At 27.3% G+C, this 16808-nt stretch carries 20 protein-coding genes; 17 read left to right on the top strand and 3 right to left on the bottom strand.

What is annotated here, in order from left to right:
- Positions 1-54: 54 nt before the first annotated feature.
- The gene (locus tag ACTHUW_RS10900) at positions 55-789 is read right to left on the bottom strand and encodes an MBL fold metallo-hydrolase (protein WP_442198406.1); all 735 of its coding nucleotides are present in this window, start codon (positions 787-789) and stop codon (positions 55-57) included.
- A 139-nt stretch (positions 790-928) separates the two neighbouring features.
- Between ACTHUW_RS10900 and ACTHUW_RS10895 the strand changes: the two genes are divergently transcribed.
- Both ACTHUW_RS10895 and ACTHUW_RS10890 read left to right on the top strand, forming a co-directional pair.
- Complete coding sequence (locus ACTHUW_RS10895) at positions 929-1093, top strand: rubredoxin (protein WP_442198405.1); 165 nt, start codon at positions 929-931, stop codon at positions 1091-1093.
- A 14-nt stretch (positions 1094-1107) separates the two neighbouring features.
- Entirely contained in the window at positions 1108-1947 is an 840-nt protein-coding gene (locus ACTHUW_RS10890; protein WP_442198404.1) for a CvfB family protein, read from the top strand.
- 16 nt (positions 1948-1963) lie between these two features.
- Here ACTHUW_RS10890 and ACTHUW_RS10885 read toward each other — a convergent pair whose 3' ends face one another.
- Complete coding sequence (locus ACTHUW_RS10885) at positions 1964-2185, bottom strand: DUF5654 family protein (RefSeq protein WP_442198403.1); 222 nt, start codon at positions 2183-2185, stop codon at positions 1964-1966.
- Positions 2186-2477: 292 nt separating this feature from the next.
- On the opposite strand from ACTHUW_RS10885, the gene ACTHUW_RS10880 reads away from it, so the two are divergent.
- Together ACTHUW_RS10880 and ACTHUW_RS10875 are read left to right on the top strand one after the other, a co-directional pair.
- A complete protein-coding gene (locus tag ACTHUW_RS10880; RefSeq protein WP_442213285.1) occupies positions 2478-4073 on the top strand; it encodes a DEAD/DEAH box helicase in 1596 nt (531 codons plus the stop codon).
- 91 nt (positions 4074-4164) lie between these two features.
- Positions 4165-4299 carry a hypothetical protein gene (locus tag ACTHUW_RS10875; RefSeq protein ID WP_442198401.1) on the top strand — a complete coding sequence of 45 codons (135 nt, stop codon included), beginning with the start codon at positions 4165-4167 and terminating at the stop codon, positions 4297-4299.
- A gap of 25 nt (positions 4300-4324) precedes the next feature.
- Here ACTHUW_RS10875 and ACTHUW_RS10870 read toward each other — a convergent pair whose 3' ends face one another.
- Positions 4325-5215 (bottom strand): CAP domain-containing protein, encoded by an 891-nt coding sequence (locus tag ACTHUW_RS10870; protein WP_442198400.1) that lies wholly within the window; start codon positions 5213-5215, stop codon positions 4325-4327.
- A gap of 287 nt (positions 5216-5502) precedes the next feature.
- On the opposite strand from ACTHUW_RS10870, the gene codY reads away from it, so the two are divergent.
- The 13 genes from codY (at position 5503) to ACTHUW_RS10805 (ending at position 16738) form a co-directional block, all read left to right on the top strand.
- Entirely contained in the window at positions 5503-6279 is a 777-nt protein-coding gene (codY, locus tag ACTHUW_RS10865) for a GTP-sensing pleiotropic transcriptional regulator CodY (protein ID WP_442213283.1), read from the top strand.
- A 60-nt stretch (positions 6280-6339) separates the two neighbouring features.
- A complete protein-coding gene (locus ACTHUW_RS10860) occupies positions 6340-6801 on the top strand; it encodes a QueT transporter family protein (RefSeq protein ID WP_442198398.1) in 462 nt (153 codons plus the stop codon).
- Positions 6802-6885: 84 nt separating this feature from the next.
- The gene (locus ACTHUW_RS10855; protein ID WP_442198397.1) at positions 6886-7515 is read left to right on the top strand and encodes an N-acetylmuramoyl-L-alanine amidase family protein; all 630 of its coding nucleotides are present in this window, start codon (positions 6886-6888) and stop codon (positions 7513-7515) included.
- Positions 7516-7641: 126 nt separating this feature from the next.
- On the top strand, positions 7642-8862 hold the full coding sequence (locus ACTHUW_RS10850) for a sensor histidine kinase (protein WP_442198396.1): 1221 nt from the start codon (positions 7642-7644) through the stop codon (positions 8860-8862).
- Between the two features lie 2 nt (positions 8863-8864).
- Positions 8865-9038 (top strand): hypothetical protein, encoded by a 174-nt coding sequence (locus ACTHUW_RS10845; RefSeq protein ID WP_442198395.1) that lies wholly within the window; start codon positions 8865-8867, stop codon positions 9036-9038.
- Positions 9039-9047: 9 nt separating this feature from the next.
- Entirely contained in the window at positions 9048-9722 is a 675-nt protein-coding gene (locus ACTHUW_RS10840) for a DNA-binding domain-containing protein (RefSeq protein WP_442198407.1), read from the top strand.
- 93 nt (positions 9723-9815) lie between these two features.
- Positions 9816-11216 (top strand): alanine/glycine:cation symporter family protein, encoded by a 1401-nt coding sequence (locus ACTHUW_RS10835; RefSeq protein ID WP_442198394.1) that lies wholly within the window; start codon positions 9816-9818, stop codon positions 11214-11216.
- 80 nt (positions 11217-11296) lie between these two features.
- Entirely contained in the window at positions 11297-12397 is a 1101-nt protein-coding gene (gene mnmA / locus ACTHUW_RS10830; protein ID WP_442210805.1) for a tRNA 2-thiouridine(34) synthase MnmA, read from the top strand.
- Positions 12398-12457: 60 nt separating this feature from the next.
- The gene (locus tag ACTHUW_RS10825) at positions 12458-13915 is read left to right on the top strand and encodes an aminoacyl-histidine dipeptidase (RefSeq protein WP_442210807.1); all 1458 of its coding nucleotides are present in this window, start codon (positions 12458-12460) and stop codon (positions 13913-13915) included.
- Positions 13916-13936: 21 nt separating this feature from the next.
- Positions 13937-14296 carry a DUF1292 domain-containing protein gene (locus ACTHUW_RS10820; RefSeq protein WP_442198646.1) on the top strand — a complete coding sequence of 120 codons (360 nt, stop codon included), beginning with the start codon at positions 13937-13939 and terminating at the stop codon, positions 14294-14296.
- A gap of 17 nt (positions 14297-14313) precedes the next feature.
- Positions 14314-15615, top strand: coding sequence for a M18 family aminopeptidase (locus tag ACTHUW_RS10815; RefSeq protein WP_442198645.1), 1302 nt, complete (start codon positions 14314-14316; stop codon positions 15613-15615).
- A gap of 44 nt (positions 15616-15659) precedes the next feature.
- Complete coding sequence (locus ACTHUW_RS10810) at positions 15660-16496, top strand: HAD family hydrolase (protein ID WP_442198644.1); 837 nt, start codon at positions 15660-15662, stop codon at positions 16494-16496.
- A gap of 56 nt (positions 16497-16552) precedes the next feature.
- Entirely contained in the window at positions 16553-16738 is a 186-nt protein-coding gene (locus tag ACTHUW_RS10805; protein WP_442198643.1) for a DUF378 domain-containing protein, read from the top strand.
- The last annotated feature ends 70 nt before the right edge of the window (positions 16739-16808 follow it).

The raw sequence follows: 16808 nt of genomic DNA, 5'->3' as shown, positions 1-16808 counted from the left end.
GTGCATAATATTTTAATTAATTTATTTGTCTACTTGACATGGGTCAGTTCATAATTAGTCCGTTTTTTTATAATGATAGATTTCTAAAGGCTTATTTATTTGCCATAAGTTAGAAGCTAAATGTTTATCTCCTAACTTTTCTTTTAAATTTTTAGATGTTTCTATTTTATCACCAAAATGCATAGGAACAAGTAAATTAGGTTTTATATATTCTAAAAAATAATCTGCTCCTAAATAGTAATATTCTTCAAGTCTTGGATCTACTGGAACAAAAGCTATATCTATATCTTTTGTTTGTAACATATCTACTTCTTTTTTATAATCTTCTTCTTCATTTAATTGTGACGTGTTATCATCATTTTTCCAATGCCACCAATTTAAATCTCCAGAATGATAGATACTAAGGCCATCTACATTAACGAGAAAAGACAATCCTTGATCAGTTGTGCCATATGTTTCTATTAGAATATTTTCTTGTTCTAAAAAATTATATTTATCTATATAGTATAGATTTGGAATATGACTTTCTATAGACACATCATCACTTATAATATATTTTATATTAGAATTAAATTCATTCCATGAAAAAATAGTAGGATCAAAATGATCATCATGGGAATGAGTTACAAATACATATATATCTTTTTTAGTGGCTTGAAGCTTGTTTTTTAAAGTATTTTCATCTATATTCTGATTACTTATATAATCAAATATTAATATATGATTTTTAGATTCTACTAAAAAACTACTGTGAAATATATATGTAATATCTGCTTCTTTTATATTCATTAAATATCAACCCTTTCATTAAATTTAAATTATATATACCCTTATTTTAAATTTATATCTTTAAAAATAAAATATTAATATGATTATAGTGTGATTTTATGTTAATATTAAGTAATAGAATGATTGAAAGGAAGATTACATGAAAGATTATAAATGCACTGTATGTTCTTATATATATAGACCAGATAGAGGTGATAAGATTAATAATATAGCAAAAGGGACAAGTTTTCATGAATTACCTGAAAATTGGAAATGTCCTAGATGTAATCAACCTAAGATGGCATTTATAGAAAGAATAGATTAAAAAAGGAGAATGAAATGATAAAATTAGGAGAATTACAGGAATTAATAGTTGATAGATTTTCAGCACAAGGAGTTTATTTAAAATCATTAAAAGATAACGATGATGATGCAGTTTTACTTCCAATAAAAGAAGTAGATGAAAACGTAGAAATTGGTGATAAAATAGAAGTATTTGTTTATAGAGATTCTGAAGATAGGATAATATCTACAAGAAAAAGACCAAAAATAACATTAGAAGATATAGGACTTTTAAAAGTTGTTGATAATACAAATATTGGAGCTTTTTTAGATTGGGGACTTGAGAAAGATTTATTTTTACCTTTTACAGAACAAAGGGGTAAGATTAGAAAAGGTGCAGAATATTTAGTAGGAATGTATATTGATAAATCAAGTAGATTATGTGCTACCATGAATGTATATGATATGTTGAAATCTGATGCACCTTATAAGGAAAATGATAATGTATCTGGTATGGTGTATAATTATAATCCTCAAATGGGTTTATTTATAGCAATAGACAATAAATATCATGGATTAATTCCAAGTAATAGATTGTTTAAGCGTTTTCAAATAGGAGATACAATAAATGCTAGAGTGGTAAAAGTTAGAGATGATGGAAAGTTAGAATTATCTGTAAGAGAAAAAGCTTATAAACAAATAGATATTGATGCTGATAAAATAATGGATAAATTAAAATCAAATAAATCAATTTTGATGCTAAATGATAAAAGTTCACCTAATAAAATCAAAGATGAACTTCAAATGAGTAAAGCAGCATTTAAAAGAGCAATAGGTCAATTGTTTAAACAAAGAAAAATTGAATTTATAGATGGTGGAATTAAACTTATTAAATAAAGATGGGAAACCATCTTTATTTTTTTTTGTAAGTTAAACTAGTTAAAATAGCAGTAAATATTATAGTTATTATTGTAACTATAATAGCATATATAAATCTAAGTAAAAGCCCATCTTTGCTAATAGGATATATTATCTCAAACAATAATTTAACCGCATCATTCCAAGCCAATATGGAGATTAATCCCATTGAAGCAATAAACAATGTAAGCATATACTTTATTATTGTATTTTTCATTTCATCACCTATTAAATTATATGTGAGATAAATATATTTATGAATAGTTTAAATCTTTTATCTACTAGATTATTGAACAAAATAAATAAATTTAAAATATAATTTATTTATTTTGTTTTTCTTCTTGTTATATTAAGATTTATGGTATATAATAATATTATTGTAGAAAACCGCTATAAAAAGGCTTCAGATGAAGAGTCTTCATTTGATGCCTTTATTTTGTTGAAAATGTTATAAAAAATTATATTTTGCAAATACTATAGTAATAAATAGGATATGAAAGGAAAATTAAATGAATAAAATAAAATTTAACGAGTTACAACTTACCAAAGAAATAGAACGTGCAATAAACGAAATGGGGTTTGAGGAGGCTACACCAATTCAAACACAAGCAATACCAGTAATTCAAACAGGAGCAGATGTTATAGGTCAAGCTCAGACAGGAACAGGAAAAACTGTTGCTTTTGGAATACCTGTATTAGAAAAAATTGATTTGAAAGATAAATCAGTTCAAACTCTTATACTATGTCCTACTAGAGAACTTGCTATACAAGTTTCTGAAGAAATCAAAAGGTTAGCTAAGTTTATGCCTGGAGTAAAAACATTACCTATATATGGTGGTCAACCGATTCAAAGACAAATAGGTGCTCTTAAGAAAGGAGTTCAAATTGTAATAGGTACTCCTGGTCGAGTAATGGATCATATGAGACGTGGAACTTTAAAGTTACAAAACTTAAAAGTTATGGTATTAGATGAAGCAGATGAAATGCTTAACATGGGTTTTAGAGAAGATATTGAAACAATATTAGATGAAACGCCTGAAAGTAGACAGACATTATTGTTTTCAGCTACAATCCCTAGAGCAATAATGAATATAACTAAAAAATATCAAAAGAATGCTCAAACTATAAAAGTAGTTCATAAAGAACTTACTGTTCCAAGTATAGAACAGTATTATATTGAGCTTAAAAGAAAAAATAAATTAGAAATACTTACTAGACTTATGGATATTTACAATCCAAAACTTACTCTTGTATTTTGTAATACTAAGAGAATGGTTGATGATTTAGTTGTAGAATTACAAGGTAGGGGATACTTTGCTGATGGACTACATGGTGATTTAAAGCAAACTCAAAGAGATAGGGTTATGAATAGCTTTAGAAATGGAAATGTAGATGTATTAGTTGCTACTGATGTTGCAGCTAGAGGACTAGATGTTGATGATGTTGAAATAGTATTTAACTATGATATGCCTCAAGATGAAGAGTATTATGTTCATAGAATAGGTAGAACAGGTAGAGCTGGAAGAGCTGGTATGGCTATTTCATTTGCTGTAGGTAAGGAAATATATAAATTAAAGCATATACAAAAGTATACTAAAACAAATATTAAAAGACTTCAAGCTCCTTCGGTAAATGAGGTTGAAGAAGCAAAAACAGATAAATTATTAAATGAAATAAAAGATATAATAGAGAATGAAAAATTAACAAAAGAAATAAATTATATAGAAAAATTATCAGAAGATGAATATACATCAATTGATATAGCAGCAGCCTTGCTTAAAATGTCAATGGGTAGAGTTGAAGAAAAGGAACAACAATCAAATTCAGATTCAGATGCAGACTTTGGAAATACTGGAGCAGAGCCTGGTATGGTAAGGTTATTTATAAATATAGGTAAAAATAACAGAGTAAGAGTTAAAGATATATTAGGTGCAATAGCAGGAGAAACTGGTTTATCAGGTGAAGTTGTAGGTAAAATTGACATGTATGATAAATTTACATTTGTTGAAGTACCACAAGGAAATGGTAAAAAAGTTTTAGATATTATGAAAAATAATACAATAAAAGGTAAAAAGATAAATATCGAGCCAGCAAATAGTAAATAAATAAAAACTTCCATTCTAAGATTAGAGTGGAAGTTTTTTTATTTGTTGAATAAAAATAATATTAAGTGGGAAACTAATTTAGGGTGATTATATGAATAACAATAAAATAATTAATAAGAAGGAAGATAAAAAAATCAAAAATAAAGTTGATACTAAGGCAATGAGGAATATATTAGATGCAAGTTTAGATGAAATAGAAATAAATGAAGAAAAGAAAGAAGATTGATATCAATCTTCTTTCTTTTCTTCATTTATCCTATAAACATTTGTGTCCAAAAGCAATAATTATTACTATCTTTTATAAAACCTATACCTATCTGATTGAATTTACTATTAAGTATATTAGCTCTATGTCCCTCTGAATTCATCCATGCATTTACTACATCTTTGGGAGTTCTTTGGCCTGCTGCTATATTTTCCCCAGCAGCACGATATGAAATACCAAATTTTTTCATCATGTTAAAAGGAGAACCATATGTAGGAGATTCATGACTAAAATAATTTTTATTAATCATATCTTGAGACTTATATCTTGCTACCTTGGATAGATTTGAGCTCTCTGTAAGATTACTTAAACCATTTTTTTGCCTTTCAATATTTACAAGTCTTATAACTTCTGTTTCATATTCTCTAGAACTTGAAACAGGTGCTTGAGGTTTAGGCTGAGGTTTTGCTTGTGGCTGAGGTGCTGGTTTAGATTCAGGCTTAGGCTGAGGCTTTGCTTGTGGTTTAGGTGTTGGTTTAGACTCAGGTTTATCCTGGGCTTTAGCTTGAGTTCTAACTTCTTTTTTAGTTTCATTTATATCTTTTTTATTATCCTTAGAATTTGAGGTTAAATTATTTTTTGATGGATTTACTTTTTTCTCTGGCTCAGATAAATTTTTTTTATCTTCAGTGTCTTCTGTCTTTGGTAATTCTTTTTTATTGTCGTCTACCTTAACTATATCTTGTTTTTTGATATCATTTTTCTTAATCTCTTTTACTTTAATATTTTCATTTTCTACATTTAAAATCTTTATTTTTTTACTTGTAGTATCATGGGAAATTAAATCTTCTTTACTGTAGTCAGATGCAGTACTGACTGTAAGTATAGAAGCTATTACAAATAAAATTAATATTGCACTAAATATTTTTTTATACATATTATCACCCCTTCAGGTCAATTATAATCAATATTAGGTATTAAATAAAGCAAAAATTTAACATAAAAAATAAATAGTTCTAAGGTCCTAACGATTTATTTTTCTAAATATTAAAAATATTTCATACAATTCTCTTTTATATTTACCTGTTTTAGGGTATAATTAAATTTGTAAAGTTTACTTGCAAAATTAGTCGAAATAATATAGAATCTTTAATGTTGTGTTATTTCAATAGATTCTATATTTTAAATATTTAAATATTTAAATTTAAATAAGGAGGAAGATCAATGTCAACATTATTAGAAAGAGCTAGAAAGTTGAATAAAATTTTACAAGAATCAGGAAATGCTCCTGTGAATTTTAATAAACTTAGTGAGAGTTTAAAAGAGGTGCTAGATGCAAATACTTATGTTATAAGTTCAAAAGGGAAGGTAATAGGTCTTAGTTTGAGAGAAGATGCAGAAAATCCTATTATAGTGGATCCTAAAACTGGAAATAAAAATTTTCCAATAGAATATAATAACAAGTTATTAAAGGTAGATTCTGTAATTCAAAATGTAACTGGTGAAGAATTATTAGAAATATTTACTGAAGATAGGGAAAGTTATGATAGGTATGCAACTATAGTTCCTTTAAAGGGAAATGGAGAAAGACTTGGAACATTGGTTCTGGCAAGACCTGAGAGGGAATTTACAGAGGATGATTTAGTTTTAGTTGAATATAGTGCAACTATAGTATCTATGGAGATGCTTCGTTCTAAAAGTGAGCTAAGTAGAGAGAAAACCAGGAAAAAAGCAGTTGTTCAAATGGGAATCAAGACTTTATCATATTCTGAGCTTGAAGCTTTAAATCATATATTTGAAGAACTAGATAGTGATGAAGGTTTATTAGTAGCAAGTAAGGTAGCTGATAGAGTTGGAATAACTCGCTCAGTTATAGTTAATGCTTTAAGAAAGCTAGAAAGTGCTGGAATCATAGAATCAAGATCTTTAGGAATGAAAGGAACATATATAAAGATATTAAATGATAATTTATTAGAAGAATTAGATAAATTAAAAAGATAATTATAATATATTTAAGTGTTTCCTTGGTCCCACTACTTTAAAAAACAAGGAGGGAAAAAAATGGGCAAAATTAACACAAAGACACTTACAAAAATAAGTATTGTTGCATCAATATATGTAATATTAACTGTTGCATTTCCATTTCTTAGTTATGGCCAAATTCAATTTAGGATTTCTGAAATACTAACTATTTTAGCTTTCTTTAATCCTATATATATATGGTCATTAACTATAGGTACATTTATTTCAAATATGTGGAGTACAATAGGAATATTGGATATGGTAATAGGTACTGTAGCTACATTTTTAGCAGTTTATCCTATGAGTAAAATGAAAAATATTTGGATAGCTTCATTATTACCAAGCCTGTCAAATGGATTGATAATAGGATTTCAATTAAATATATTAATTGGACTTCCTTTATTACCAAGTATAGCTTATGTAGCATTAGGAGAATTTGTTGTTGTAACTGTATTAGGTGTTCCAACAATGAAATTACTAAAAAAATATATAGATTTCTAAAAAACATTCTTTTAAAAGAATGTTTTTTTATTGTAGTAATTTATTGAAAATCAATCTATATAAGTATAGAAGGAGATGGTTTAAATGAAAGTTATAATAGATCCAGGGCATGGAGGAACTGATAAAGGAGGAGGGAGTAATTCGTACTTTTTGGAAAAAGATATGAATTTAAAGATATCTATCTACCAATATAATATACTTAAAAAAGCTGGTATTGATGTATATTTAACTCGTGATAAAGATATATATTTAAATCCTGAAAAAAGAACAAATATAGTTAAAAGTTCAAAAGCAAATATTTGCATATCAAATCATATAAATAGTTTTTCAAATAATTCTGCAAGAGGAGCTGAAATAATTCATTCTATTTATAATGATGGTAATTTAGCTAAAATAATAATGAAAGAATTAGTAGCTAAAGGAGCGATAGATAGAAGGATATTTACAAGAAAACATCCCTCTATAAAAAATAAGGATTATTACTATATGAATAGAAATACCGGAAGTGTAAATACTTTAATTGTAGAATATGGATTTGCTTCAAATAGTGAAGATACACTAAAAATATTAAACAATTGGAAAAACTATGCCCAAGCTGTTACTAAAGGAATATTAAAATATCTAAATAAAGACTATGAAAAATCATATGAAGAGATACTTATAGAAAATAATAATATGAAAGAAAAATTATTTAAAATTAAAAATATACTGTAATAATAAAAAATAAGAGGTTTTCAATATAACTTCTTATTTTTTTCTAGTAATGTTATAATTATATTAAATAAGTTTGAGGTGATTTAAATTAAAAAATGGAAGAAATTTTTAATCACATTATTTGTTATGATTTTAGCATCACAAATGTATATAGATTTATTTTTTTCTAATTTCAGAGTATCATTTGGAGCTATAGCTTTACCTGTTATAATATATAAATATAGAGATATAAGAGTGTATTATATAGGATTTATAAGTGGATTAGTTCTTTATCTTCAAAGAATAATTGTATATTCTTTAGGGACTAGCAATTTAGCAGAAAATGTATTTTTATATTGGCCAGAAATTATTTTTTATTCTGTATATGGTTTTCTTTTTGTATATCTTGTAAATAAGAATGAAAGATTTAAAGTATTAAATATATTCCTATATTTAATATTAATAGATTTTTTATCTAATATATCTGAATTAATTATGCTTATAGATACAAAAAGTAATCTTAATTACTTGGAAATAATAAAACTTTTAATTATAGTAGCAATTATTAGGTCATTTATTTCTACTTTTATCATAACTTCATTAAAATATTATAAAATATTTTTAGTTAAAGAAGATCATGAAAAGAGATATAGAGATTTAATTTGGATGACCTCCAAATTTAAAACACAAATATATTGGATGGAAAAAAATATGACCTATATAGAAAATGTCATGGAGGATGCATATAGTTTATTTGAATCTATAAAAGAAAATAAAAACAAAGAAATATGGCAAAATAAATCATTAGATATAGCAAAAAACGTACATGAAATAAAAAAAGAATATCATTTAGTTTTAAGTGGTATTGAAGAAGTACTTAAAGGGAACTCTTCAGAAAAAGGACTTAGTTTTAGTGAAATACTGAATATACTTGAAGATAGCTTATATACTATGATAAAAAATAAGAACAAAAAAATTATATTAGATTTTGAAAATCATGAAAATTTTTATACTTCACGTCATTATGAATTAATATCAATTTTAAGAAATATTTTAACCAATAGTATCGAGGCAATGAATGAAGGCAAGATAGAACTAATTCATACTAAAAATAATTCTTCACATATATTTGTTATAAAAGATAGTGGTAAGGGAATAAAAGAAAAAGATATAAAAAATATATTTAAAGCAGGATTTTCGACTAAAATTAATTATAATACAGGTGATATATCAAGAGGGTTAGGTCTTAATTTAGTAAAAAAGTTGATTGAAAAAGACTTCAATGGAAAAATATCTGTATTTTCATTAGAAAATATTGGTACAACCTTTACCATTGCTATACCTATAAAGGATTTAGAGGAGGGATGATTTTGAATATATTTATTGTAGAAGATGATATCAGTATTGTAGAGATACTTAAAAAGATTATTTCCGATAGAGGATTAGGAAATGTAATAGATTATTCATTAAATGGTAAAGATGCTATAGATAAAATAAAAGAGTTCTTACCCAACATAGTGCTTGTTGATCTTTTTTTACCATGACTTGATGGAATTTCTTTGGTTAAAGAAGTAAAAGATATATATCCAGACATTCAATTTATAATGATATCACAAGTTAATTCTAAAGATATGATAGGAAAGGCATATAAAAATGGTATAGAATACTATATAAGCAAACCTATAAATGCAATAGAAATAGAAACAATAATAAACAAAGTCAAAAATAATATAGAACGCGACAATAAATTGACAAATATAAGACAGCTAATACAAGGTGAAGATAGGAAGATATTTAAGAAATTTAATTATGAAGATTGTTTAAAAAAAGTATTATATAGGATTGGAATTATAGGAGAAGCAGGTTCAAGTGATTTAATAATTATAGTTAATTATATTATTAAAAATAATCTTAAAAACAAGAATTTTTCTTTGAAAAAAATTTGTTTAGAATATACTGATAATCCAAAAACTATGGAACAGAGAATGAGAAGAGCAGCAAATTTGGCTATAGAAAATATTGCAAGTATTGGTTTAGAAGATTTTATGAATGAAATTTTTATGGATTATTCAAATAGTCTATTTAATTTTGAACAAGTAAGAATAGAAATGAATTATTTGAAAAATAAAACTAATAAAAGAGGAAAAGTGGATTTAAAGAAGTTTTTATATGGACTCGCATATCATTGTGAAAAAATAGACACTGAATATTCTGAAAATAATTTGTAACTTTTTGAAACTTTTCGAAACTTACCCAATATAATTTTATTAAGAAATTGCAAGACTTAAAAAGTTTTGCTTTTTCAAAGAGGAGGTAGGTTTATGCAAAGTATGAATGAGTTCTTAGGTCAAATTTCTGGATATGTGTGGGGACCGATAACAGTAGCTTTATTAGTAGGAACAGGGTTATTTCTTAGTATCTTAACAAAATTTATTCAATTTAGGAAACTACCATTATCACTCAAATTATTGTTTTCAAAAGAGCATTCAGGTGATGGAGATATTACCCCTTTTCAAGCCTTGATGACATCCCTTGCAGCTACTATAGGGACAGGTAATATTGCTGGTGTTGCTTCTGCAATAGTTGCTGGAGGTCCTGGGGCTATATTTTGGATGTGGGTAAGTGCTGCATTTGGTGGTGCTACGAAATATGGAGAAGCATTGCTTGCTATAAAATATAGGATTACTAATGAAAAAGGGGAAAAGTCTGGGGGGCCTATGTTTTATATTGAAAGAGGTATGAGTGAAAAATATGGCAAAAATTTCAAATGGCTTGGATTAACCTTTGCATTTTTTGGTTTCTTTGCTTCTTTTGGTATTGGAAATATGGTTCAAGCAAATTCAGTATCACGTGCTATTAATGAATCTTTTGGTGTGAATGTGTGGGTCAGTGGTATAATAATGGCTTTATTAGTTGGTGCCGTTATAATAGGTGGAATTAAAAATATAGGTAGGGTTACAGACAAAATAGTTCCTATAATGGCAATAAGTTATATAATAGGATCTTTAGTTGTATTATTTATGAATTTTGATCTTATACCTAGTGCCTTTTCTATGATATTTTCCAATGCTTTTACAGGTAAGGCAGTAGGAGGAGGAGTATTAGGAACAGTTGTAAGATTTGGAGTAGCTCGTGGAGTATTTTCAAATGAAGCAGGACTTGGTAGTGCAGCAATAGCTCATGCAGCTTCTACTAATGATAAACCAGTGATTCAAGGCCTTATAGGTTCACTAGGTTCAGTTATAGATACTTTAGTAATTTGTACTATGACTGCTTTAGTTATATTAGTATCGGGTATTGTGGAGATAGGTACAGATGGAGCAATGTTTATAGAAGAAAGTTATAGAGGAGCTGCTCTTACCACCTATGCTTTTGATCTGGGCTTACCTGTTGTAGGAGGATATATGGTTTCTTTAGGATTAGTATTTTTTGCCTTTTCAACAATACTTGGATGGTATTATTATGGTTCTAAATGTTTAGAATATATATTAGGAGTAAAAGCAATACCATATTATAAAGTAGTATGGATAATTTTGTGTCTTACAGGGGCAGTGTTTCCAATTCAAATAGTATGGACTTTTTCAGATATCTTTAATGGGTTAATGGCTATACCAAATCTAATCGGTCTTGTAGCATTGAGTCCTGTTATTTTTAAAATGACTAAAGAATTTAATATAGAAAGATTAGAAAATAAAATGAAAGATAAAAGAGAAACAGCTTAAAGATACCTTTTAAGGTGTCTTTTTTATGTTATAATATAAAAGGAGTAATTTATTATACACAGGTTTTAAGGAGAGATTTAATGAAAAAAGCAAAAGAAAACACAAAAGTAGTTATAGGTATGAGTGGTGGAGTAGATTCTTCAGTTGCTGCATTACTTTTAAAAGAACAAGGATATGAAGTTATAGGTATATTTATGAAGAATTGGAATGAAGAAGAAGAACAATACTGTACGGCCACAGAAGATTATGAAGACGTTAGACGTGTTTGCCAACAGATAGATATACCATATTATACAGTTAATTTTGAAAAAGAATATTGGGATAGAGTATTTACTTATTTCTTAGATGAATATAAAAATGGTAGAACACCTAATCCTGATATACTATGTAATAAAGAAATCAAATTTAAGGCATTCTTAGACCATGCTATAAAGCTTGGTGCTGATTATATAGCTACGGGTCATTATGCAAACATAGATGAAGAGGATGGAGAATATAGGCTTATAAGAGGAAAGGATAATAATAAGGACCAATCTTATTTTTTATCACAATTAAATCAATATCAATTGTCAAAAACAATCTTTCCAATAGGTGATATAGATAAGCCCAAAGTAAGAGAGATTGCAAAAAAACATAATTTAAAAACTGCAAATAAAAAAGATAGCACTGGAATATGTTTTATAGGAGAGCGAGATTTTGATGAATTTTTAAATAATTACTTGCCAGCAAAACCAGGTGAAATAAGAAGTATTGAAGGAAAAGTGATAGGAAAGCATAATGGACTTATGTATTATACCAAGGGTCAAAGAAAAGGACTTGGTATAGGAGGAATCGGGACTGGTGAACCTTGGTTTGTTGCATATAAAGATTTAGAAAAAAACATTTTATATGCCGCACAAGGAGAAGATAATCCCGCATTATTTTCTGAAGCTTTAATAGCAGAAGGTATCAACTGGATAAGTAAAGATAAACCAAAAGAAGAATTTAGTGCAACAGCTAAGTTTAGATATAGACAAAGAGATCAAGATGTGACTGTTATACCTTTAGGAGAAGCAAGGGCTAAAGTGATTTTTGATAAAAAACAAAAGGCAATAACTGAGGGTCAAGGTGTAGTTTTTTATGATGGAGATATATGTTTAGGTGGAGGAACTATAGATAAAGTCATTAAAGAATTAGATTAATATCTCTATATAGTTTTATAAGCTTAATTCATGGTATATAATAATAAAAGGGGTGTTCATATGAGTGGTGTATTAAGAGATTTAAAGCCAAGGGATGTTTTTTATTATTTTGAGGAAATTACAAAAATTCCTCATTGCTCTGGAGAAGAAGAAAATATTAGTAATTATCTTGTATCTTTTGCAAGAAAGCATAACTTAGAAGTTATTCAAGATGAAGCATTAAATGTAATAATTAAAAAGAAAGCAACAAAAGGTTATGAAAATGCACCTATAGTTATACTTCAAGGCCATATGGATATGGTTTGTGAAAAAAACAAAGATACTGTTCATGATTTTAGTAAAGATCCATTAGATTTAAAAATAGATGGAGATTTCATCAGAGCAAATGGTACTACTCTTGGAGCAGATAATGGTATTGCACTAGCTTATGCTTTAGCTATACTTGCATCAAATGACATAGATCATCCAGCTTTAGAAGTACTTATTACTACCGAAGAAGAAACAGGCTTAGTGGGTGCTGGAAAAATAGATAAAAAGAATCTAAATGGAAAAATACTTATAAACATCGACTCTGAAGAAGAAGGAATACTGCTGGTAAGTTGTGCAGGAGGAATTAGAACAAAGGTTGAATTACCAATAGAATGGAAGAGTTGTGCTAGAAACACTACTTCATATCTCTTAACCGTTAGAGGATTAAAAGGCGGCCACTCTGGTATGGAAATAAATAAAGAAAGAGGAAATTCAAATATAATTTTAGGAAGAATTCTTTATGACTTAAATAAAGAAATTGATTTATCTGTATATGAAGTTAGTGGTGGGGCTAAGATGAATGCAATACCTAGAGAAGCAGATGCTAAGTTAGTGTTAAATGAAGATGAATTCATGCTAGTAAAATCAAAAATTAATAATTGGAATGATATTCTTTCAAATGAATTAAAATCAAAAGATTCTGGTATAAAGGTCGAGATAGAAAAAATAGAAGGTGATGTAAATAGGATATTCTCTACTGACACTATAGAAAAATTAATCACTGTATACAGACTTATACCAAATGGAATTCAATCTATGAGCATGGATATAGAAGGCTTAGTAGAAAGTTCTACAAATGTAGGTGTAGTAACAACCTTTGATAAAAAAATAGTGTTTGAATCAAATGTAAGAAGTTCTGTAAGAACACTTAAAAATGAAATAGTAAATAGAGAGCAAGTTTTAGCTGATATTATAGATGGAGAATTAGTAAAAGAAGCAGAATATCCTGAATGGCAATATGACCCTGATTCTTATATCAGAGATGTTTTTATAGATGCTTATACTGAAAAATTTGGAGAAAAACCAGAAGTAGGGGCCATACATGCAGGACTTGAATGTGGTATATTTAAAGAAAAATTAGGAGATATTGATATGATATCATTTGGGCCAAATATGTACGATGTACACACACCAGATGAATCTATTAGTATAAGTTCTACAGGTAATATGTGGGAACTTTTAAAATTAGCACTTAAAAAAATAAAATAAAATATAAAAGGAGTTTTTATTATGAATAAGGAAGAAAAAGATTGTTGCAAAAATGGAAATGAAAATCACGAATGTAAGTGTAATGGACATGACCATCACGACCATGAACATGAAGAAGTTGAGATGTTAGAGCTTACATTAGATGATGATACTATCTTAAAAACTTATGTATTAGGAATATTTGAAGTAGAAGATAAAGAATATATAGCATTACTTCCAGAAAATGATGAGAAAGTATTATTATATGAATATATAGAAGATGAAGAAGGTAGTGTAGAGCTTAAAGTCATAGAAGAAGATGAGGAATTTGAAACAGTATCAGAAGCTTATAATGAATTATTTTCTGAAGAAGACGAATATGAAGAAGACGAAGAAGAATAAAAGTTAGGAGTGTTTAAATGAGTAAAGAACTAGACTTAGCAAAAGATTTAATAGAATTTATATATAAGAGTCCAACTCAATTTCATGCAGTGGAGAATATAAAGGAAATATTAATTAATAATGACTTTAAAGAGCTAGATTCTAACTCCAAATGGAAGATAGAAAAAGGTAAGAGATATTTTACAAGTAAAAATGGTTCTGCATTAACAGCATTTATTTTAGGAAATGGTGAGATGGAGGAAAATGGCTTTAAGATAATAGGAGCTCATACAGATACCCCGACATTTAGAATAAAACCAAACCCTGAAATAGTTGAATCAAATGTTTATTTAAAGCTTAATACTGAAGTTTATGGAGGCCCTATATTAAATACTTGGTTAGATAGACCTTTATCTGTAGCAGGTAGGGTGACTCTTAAAAGTAAAGATATATTAAATCCTGAAATTAAACTAATTAATATAAACAAAGCTTTACTTATAATTCCTAACATTGCAATTCATATGAATAGGAAGATAAATGAAGGTATAGAATTAAACAAACAAAAAGATATGTTACCTTTAGTATCAATGATTAATAAAGAATTTGAAAAAGAAAATTATTTGGTTAAACAAATTGCAAAAGAATTAAATGTAAATATAGAAGATATAATTGATTTTGATTTATTTCTATATGAATATGATAAGGGAAGTATTATAGGCTTAAACGAAGAGTTTATTTCAACTGGTAAATTAGATGACTTAGCTATGGTTCATGCAGGATTAAACTCTATTATCAATGCACAGGCGACTGATGCTACTAATGTATTAGTTTGTTTTGATAATGAAGAGATAGGTAGTAGAACAAAGCAAGGAGCAGCTTCACCTATGCTTAAAAATATATTAGAAAGAATAACAATTTCTCAAAATAAAAATAGAGAAGATTTTTTTAGAAGTTTAGATTATTCTTTTATAATATCAGCAGATATGGCACATGCAGTTCATCCTAATGCTCCTGAAAAACATGATCCAACAAATAAGCCTGTATTAAATGCTGGTCCTGTTATAAAGATAAATGCAAATCAAGCATATACAACTGATAGTGATTCTTCTGCAGTATATGAGATGATTTGTAAAAGAGCAGGAGTACCATATCAAAAATTTGTAAACCGATCAGATGTTAGAGGAGGTTCTACAATAGGTCCTATATCTTCAAGTCAATTAGATATTAGATCAATTGATATAGGAGGTCCAATGCTTTCTATGCATTCGATTCGAGAACTTACTACTGTATTAGATCATTATTATACAAAAAAATCATTTGATGAATTTTATAAAATATAGGATAGCTTAAGCTATCCTATATTTACTATAAAGAGGTGTGATATATGAAATATAAACTTATAGCTATTGATTTAGATGGGACATTACTTAATGATGAAAAAGTTATAAGTAGTGAAAATATAGATACATTAAAGAAACTTATTGATAAAAACATAGAGATAGTTATAGCTACAGGTAGGAGATACTTTGCTGCTAAAAGCTTCACAAAGGATTTGGGTGACTTAGTAGTAATATCTAACAATGGTAATATAGCTAGAAATACAAAAAATGATAGAATTATATTAGAAAAATATATAAATAAAGAAGACTTTAAATATTTATTAGAAGAGGGTAAAAAGATAAACCTTCATCCAATACTACATGCTAATGGATATGAAGAAGGTTTTGATTTTTTAATTGAAGATAATGAGGATAATGATAGTTATAATAAATATATATCAGAAAAAGAAACTAGGTATAAAAAAATTGATAATTTTTTAAAATATGATCAAGACAATATAATGGTAGCCTGTTACTTTGGTGAATATGAAGTATTAAATAATTTTATTGAAGAAATACAAAGAGTATATCCTAATAGATTTTCATATCATATTATGACTACTTTAAAAAAGACAGGACCAATATTAGAAGTTATGAATCCCTTAGGTTCTAAGTGGAAAAGTATTTTAGAATATGCTAAATACAAAAATATTTCTAAAGAAGAAATTATAACCATTGGTGATGATAACAATGATATGGAAATGATAAAAAAATCAGGACTGGGAATAGCTATGAAAAATGCTACACAAAATGTAAAGAAAGTTTCTGATATTATTTCAAGAAAAGATAATAATAATTCTGGAGTCTCAATTGAATTAAAAAAGATATTTGATTTAAAGTAATATATTTATATATCTCTAAATATATATTATTATAATAGTATTTAGGGGGAATTTATATGAAAATAATCAATCTTTTATCTGTATTATTAGTTATTATAGGAGCTATAAATTGGGGATTTGTAGGTATATTTAAATTTAATCTAGTTGAATTTTTGTTTAAAAAAGATAGTATAGTTTCTAGATTAATATACACTGTAATAGGCATAGCTGGGTTATACACAATACTATATCTTATATTTTAAGAAGCCAAGTGCTTCTTTTTTTATGTGTGCCCGGCATGGGCATAGTCTATAGGGTGAAAGACCTGAGCAC

Origin of the sequence: Senegalia sp. (in: firmicutes), assembly GCF_052088025.1 — a bacterium.
In the GTDB taxonomy this organism is placed as follows: domain Bacteria; phylum Bacillota; class Clostridia; order Tissierellales; family SIT17; genus Anaeromonas.
Note: the sequence above shows the minus strand (reverse complement) of the source record. Positions and strands in the feature narration are given on the sequence as shown.